Annotated in this window: 5 protein-coding genes and 1 pseudogene; all 6 read left to right on the top strand. The window is 75.6% G+C overall.

Translation table 11 applies throughout. The annotated features are described in order from the left end of the window. Positions 1-89: 89 nt before the first annotated feature. Positions 90-752: pseudogene (locus AB0917_RS33560) on the top strand (transferase); the annotation flags it as partial. Next, the gene (locus AB0917_RS33565; protein WP_366823494.1) at positions 749-1,300 is read left to right on the top strand and encodes an HAD family hydrolase; all 552 of its coding nucleotides are present in this window, start codon (positions 749-751) and stop codon (positions 1,298-1,300) included. The pseudogene AB0917_RS33560 and the gene AB0917_RS33565, both read left to right, overlap by 4 nt. Beyond that, positions 1,297-2,304: a glycosyltransferase family 9 protein gene (locus AB0917_RS33570; protein WP_366823495.1), complete on the top strand. Its 1,008-nt coding sequence runs from the start codon at positions 1,297-1,299 to the stop codon at positions 2,302-2,304. Before AB0917_RS33565 ends, AB0917_RS33570 begins: the two co-directional genes overlap by 4 nt. Next, the gene (locus AB0917_RS33575) at positions 2,301-3,263 is read left to right on the top strand and encodes a glycosyltransferase (RefSeq protein WP_366823496.1); all 963 of its coding nucleotides are present in this window, start codon (positions 2,301-2,303) and stop codon (positions 3,261-3,263) included. The genes AB0917_RS33570 and AB0917_RS33575 overlap by 4 nt, the downstream gene beginning before the upstream one ends. Then, positions 3,260-4,501 carry a glycosyltransferase gene (locus tag AB0917_RS33580; protein WP_366823497.1) on the top strand — a complete coding sequence of 414 codons (1,242 nt, stop codon included), beginning with the start codon at positions 3,260-3,262 and terminating at the stop codon, positions 4,499-4,501. Before AB0917_RS33575 ends, AB0917_RS33580 begins: the two co-directional genes overlap by 4 nt. Next, the coding region (locus AB0917_RS33585) for an SIS domain-containing protein (RefSeq protein WP_366823498.1) at positions 4,498-5,096 on the top strand (599 nt) is incomplete at its 3' end. The genes AB0917_RS33580 and AB0917_RS33585, both read left to right, overlap by 4 nt.

Here is a 5,096-nt window from a genome sequence, read left to right on the forward strand (position 1 = left end):
CCGGAAGAGCCCAGCACATTTCCAAAGCGCACCATTGTGAAGCGTGTCTTATTGACGTGATGCACAGCCTCATCATCCCCAAAAAGCAGGCCGGCGAGACCACCGGGGGCGTCCAGGGGCGGCTGACCGTCCCGCTCCCGAAGGACCGCGCGCCCACCGACTGGGAGCGGGGGACGGCCGGTCTGGAGCGGGCGGCCTGGGCCACCGCCGACATGGCCTACCGGGCGAGGGCGCTCAAGGAGGCCGGCGGCTTCGACGAGAGGTTCCCGCGCGCCTTCCGCGAGGACGCCGACCTCGCCCTGCGGATGATGGACGCCGGCTGGTCGCTGCACCGGGGCGAGCGGGTGACCCGCCACCCGGTCCGCCCGGCCGGGCGCTGGGCCTCCGTCCGCGCCCAGCGCGGCAACGCCGACGACGTCCTGATGAACCGTCTCCACGGGCCCGGCTGGTGGACCCGCGCCCAGGCGCCGCGCGGCCGTCTCCCCGGCCACCTGGCCACCACCGCCCTGGCCTGTACGGCCGTGCTCGGCGCCGCGGCCGGGCGGCCCCGGACCGCCGCCCTGGCCGCCGGGCTGTGGGCCGCCGCCACCGCCGAGTTCGCCTGGGCGCGCATCGCCCCCGGCCCCCGCAGCCGCCACGAGGTGGCCACCATGGCCGCCACCAGCGCGGTCATCCCGCCCCTGGCCACCTGGCACTGGCTCGCCGGGCAGGCCCGCCACCGCACCGTCCGACCGCTGGGAGGCGCCCGATGAGCGGTGCCCCGGCCCCACGCCCGGTGGCGGCCGTCCTCTTCGACCGCGACGGGACGCTCGTCGAGGACGTGCCGTACAACGGGGACCCGGAGAAGGTGCGGCTGCTGCCCGGCGCACGGGAGGCGGCCGACCTGCTGCGGGCGAAATCCATCCCCACCGGCGTCGTGAGCAACCAGTCGGGCATCGGCCGAGGGCTCATCACCGAGCACGACGTCCTACGGGTCAACCGGCGCGCCGACGCACTGCTCGGCACCCTCGGCACCTGGGTGTTCTGCCCGCACGCCCCCGAGGACCGCTGCGCCTGCCGCAAACCCCGGCCCGGCCTCGTCCTCGAAGCCGCCCGCAGGCTCGGCGTACGGCCCGAGGAGTGCGTGGTGATCGGTGACATCCGGGCCGACGTGCTCGCGGCCCGCGCCGCCGGGGCGCGCGGTGTCCTCGTCCCCAACGCGGTGACCCTGCGCTCCGAGATCGCGGCGGAACGCTGGATCGCCCCCGACGTCCTGACGGCCGTCCGGACCGTCCTGGAGCGGCAGGGGGACCTCTCATGAAGGCCCTGGTCGCACGGCTGGACAGCTTCGGTGACGTCCTCCTCGCCGGCCCCGCCGTCCGGGCGGTCGCCGCCCACGCCTCCCACGTGACCCTGCTGTGCGGGCCGCGCGGTGAGCCCGCCGCCCGGCTGCTGCCCGGAGTCGACGACGTACTCGTCTGGGAGGCGCCCTGGGAAGGCGTCGAACCACCGCCCGTGGACAGGGCGGGCATCGACGCGATCGTGGGGCGGATACGCGAGGCCGCCCACGACAGCGCCCTGGTCCTCACCTCCTTCCACCAGAGCCCGCTGCCCACCGCGCTGCTGCTGCGCATGGCCGGGGTCCGGCGGATCGGCGCCGACAGCGTGGACCACCCGGGCAGCCTGCTCGACGTACGGCACCGGCGGCTCCCGGGCCGCCACGAGGCCGAGGCCGCGCTCGACACCGCCCTCGCCATGGGGTTCACACCACCGCCGGGGGACGACGGCGCGCTGCGGGTGCTCCCGGCACCCGACACCGTCCCCCTGACCGGCAACGGGCCCTATGTCGTCGTCCACCCGGGCGCGAGCGCCCCCGCCCGCGCCTGGAGCCCCGAGCGCTGCGCCGCCACCGTCCGGCACCTCGCCGACGCGGGACACCGCGTGGTGGTCACCGGCGGACCGGACGAGAGCGGACTCACCCGGCGGGTCAGCGGCGATGTGGCGATCGACCTCGGCGGGCGCACCGAGCCCCGCACCCTGGCCGGTGTCCTGCGCAACGCCGACGTCCTGGTCAGCGGCAACACCGGACCGGCCCACCTGGCGGCGGCCGTCGCCACCCCGGTGGTCTCCCTCTTCGCCCCGGTGGTCCCGGCGGAACGCTGGGCCCCCTTCGGCGTGCCGGTGGTCCTGCTCGGCGACCAGTCGGCCAAGTGCGCCGACAGCCGCGCCCGGCACTGCCCCGTCCCCGGGCACCCGTGCCTGAACGACGTCACCCCCCAGGACGTGGTGCGAGCCGTCCGCGAACTCATCGAGGAGCACGCATGAACATCCTCATCTGGCACGTCCACGGCTCCTGGGCCACCTCGTTCGTCCAGGGCCCGCACACCTACCTCGTGCCCGTCACCCCCGACCGCGGCCCCGACGGACTCGGCCGGGCCGCGACCTGGCAGTGGCCGCCCGACGTCCGCGAGGTGAGCCCGCGGGAGCTGCGGGAGCAGGACATCGACCTCATGGTGCTCCAACGGCCGCACGAACTCGCCCTCGCCCACGAGTGGACCGGCCGCCGCCCCGGCATCGACGTCCCGGCGGTGTACGTCGAGCACGACAGCCCCGACGCCACGCCCGTCGGAACCCGGCACCCGCTGGCCGACCGCGACGACATCCCCCTCGTCCACGTCACCCACTTCAACCGGCTGATGTGGGACAACGGCCGCGCCCCCGCCACGGTGATCGAGCACGGCGTCATCGACCCCGGACCGCTGTGGACCGGCACCGAGCCGAGGGCCGCGGTGGTGGTCAACGAGCCGGTGCGGCGCGGCCGTACCACCGGCACCGACCTGCTGCCCCGCTTCGCCCGGTCCGCGCCGCTGGACGTGTTCGGCATGCGCACCGAGGGCCTCGCCGCCCACCTCGGCCTGGACCCGCAGCGCTGCCGCACCCGCGACCTGCCGCAGGGCGAACTCCACCCGGCCATGGCCCGCTGCCGCCTCTACCTCCACCCGGTGCGCTGGACCTCGCTGGGCCTGTCGCTGCTGGAGGCGATGTTCCTCGGGATGCCCGTCGTCGCCCTGGACACCACGGAGGTGCGCGAGGCGGTGCCCGACGACGCGGGGGTCGTCTCCAACCGGCCGGACGTCCTCGACGAGGCGGTACGCGCCTTCCTCGCCGACCCGGGACAGGCGAGGTACGCGGGGGAGCGGGCCAGGGCCGCCGCACAGGCCCGGTACGGGGTGCAGCGCTTCCTGGACGACTGGGAACACCTGATGAAAGAGGTCACGCGATGAGCACCACCCACCCGGCCTCCCTCCGTGTCGCCCTGGTCTCCGAGCACGCCAGCCCGCTGGCCGAGCTCGGCGGACCGGACGCGGGCGGACAGAACGTGTACGTGGCCCAGCTCGCCGACCACCTCTCCCTGCGCGGCCACGACGTCACCGTCTACACCCGCAGGGACGGACCCGGCCTGCCCCCGGAGGTGCTCACGCCCGGCGGGGTGAAGGTCGTCCATGTGCCGGCAGGCCCGGCCGCCCGGGTCCCCAAGGACGAACTCCTCGCCTTCATGCCGGAGTTCGGGTCCTTCCTGGCCCGGCACTGGCGGGCCGCCCGGCCGGACGTGGTCCACGCCCACTTCTGGATGTCGGGGACGGCGGCCCTGTGCGGCGTGCGCGGCCTGGGGGTGCCCGTCGTGCAGACGTACCACGCGCTCGGCACGGTGAAGAAGCGTCACCAGGGCCCCGAGGACACCAGCCCGCCCCAGCGCCTGACCATCGAGGCGGCCATCGGCCGCGCCTGCCGGCGGACGCTGGCCACCTGCGCGGACGAGGTCGAGGAGCTGGTCGCGATGGGCGTGGACCGCGACCGGATCTCCGTGGTGCCCTGCGGGGTGGACCCCCGTCACTTCGCCCCGGTCGGCGGCCCCCGTGACGCCGCCGGCCCGCGCCGGCTGCTGGCGGTCGGCCGTCTCGTACGGCGCAAGGGCTTCGACCGGGCGATCCGCGCACTGGCCGAGGTGCCCGACGCCGAACTGCTCGTGGCGGGCGGCCCGGAGGCCGGGCTGCTCTTCGCCGAGCCCGAGGCGGAGCGGCTCAGGAAGGTGGCCGAGGAGCACGGCGTCGCGGACCGGGTCACCCTGCTCGGCGCGGTGCCGCACGAGCGGATGCCCCACCTGATGTCCGAGGCGGACCTGGTGCTCTCCCTGCCCGACTACGAACCCTTCGGCATCGTGCCCATCGAGGCCATGGCCTGCCGCACCCCGGTGGTCGCCACCGCCGTGGGCGGCCACCTCGACACCGTCGTCGACGGCGTCACCGGAGCCCTGGTGGCGCCCGACCGAGGGCAGGACCACCGCCTCGCGGAGGTGATCCGCACCCTGCTCGACGATCCCGAACGGCTGGCCCGCTACGGCAGGGCGGGCCGTGCACGTGTTCTCGCGCACTACAGCTGGGAGCGCGTGGCCGACGGAGTCGCCCGCGTCTACAGCAGCACCGTGCGCGCCACCCCCTCACTCTCGGGAGCCGTCCGATGAACCTCACCCACCACGGTCAGCACTGCGACGACCTGATGGAGGCGCTCACCGCGTTCCGGGCCTCGGGCCCCGCCGTCCACCGCTGGGGCGCCGAACTGGCCGGCCGCCTCGGCGGCGGGGCCCGGCTCCTCGTCGCCGGCAACGGCGGCAGTGCCGCCCAGGCCCAGCACCTGACGGCCGAACTGGTCGGCCGCTACCGCGACGACCGGCCGCCGTACTCGGCGCTCGCCCTGCACGCCGACACCTCCTCCACGACGGCCATCGCCAACGACTACGGCGTCCAGGAGGTGTTCGCCCGGCAGACCTGCGCCCACGGCCGCCCCGGCGACGTCCTGATGCTCCTGTCGACCAGCGGCGCGAGCGCCAACCTGCTGTCGGCGGCGGCCGAGGCCCGCCGGATCGGCATGACCGTCTGGGCGCTGACCGGCCCCGCCCCCAACCCGCTGGAAGCCGCCTGCGACGAGGCGCTGTGCGTGGACGCGCCCGTGGCGGCCACCGTGCAGGAACTCCACCTGGTCGCGGTGCACATGCTCTGCGAGGCGTTCGACCGGGCCTGCGAGGAGGGCGCGACGGCCGCCGAGCGGCGCCCCGCCGC

Origin of the sequence: Streptomyces sp. NPDC007346, assembly GCF_040703535.1 — a bacterium.
Taxonomy (GTDB): Bacteria; Actinomycetota; Actinomycetes; order Streptomycetales; family Streptomycetaceae; genus Streptomyces.

What these genes read in the sequence shown, in the direction of transcription:
- AB0917_RS33565 (WP_366823494.1), top strand. Translation starts at nt 749, where the DNA reads ATGAGCGGTGCCCCGGCCCCACGCCCGGTGGCGGCCGTCCTCTTCGAC.
- AB0917_RS33570 (WP_366823495.1), top strand. Translation starts at nt 1,297, where the DNA reads ATGAAGGCCCTGGTCGCACGGCTGGACAGCTTCGGTGACGTCCTCCTC.
- AB0917_RS33575 (WP_366823496.1), top strand. Translation starts at nt 2,301, where the DNA reads ATGAACATCCTCATCTGGCACGTCCACGGCTCCTGGGCCACCTCGTTC.
- AB0917_RS33580 (WP_366823497.1), top strand. Translation starts at nt 3,260, where the DNA reads ATGAGCACCACCCACCCGGCCTCCCTCCGTGTCGCCCTGGTCTCCGAG.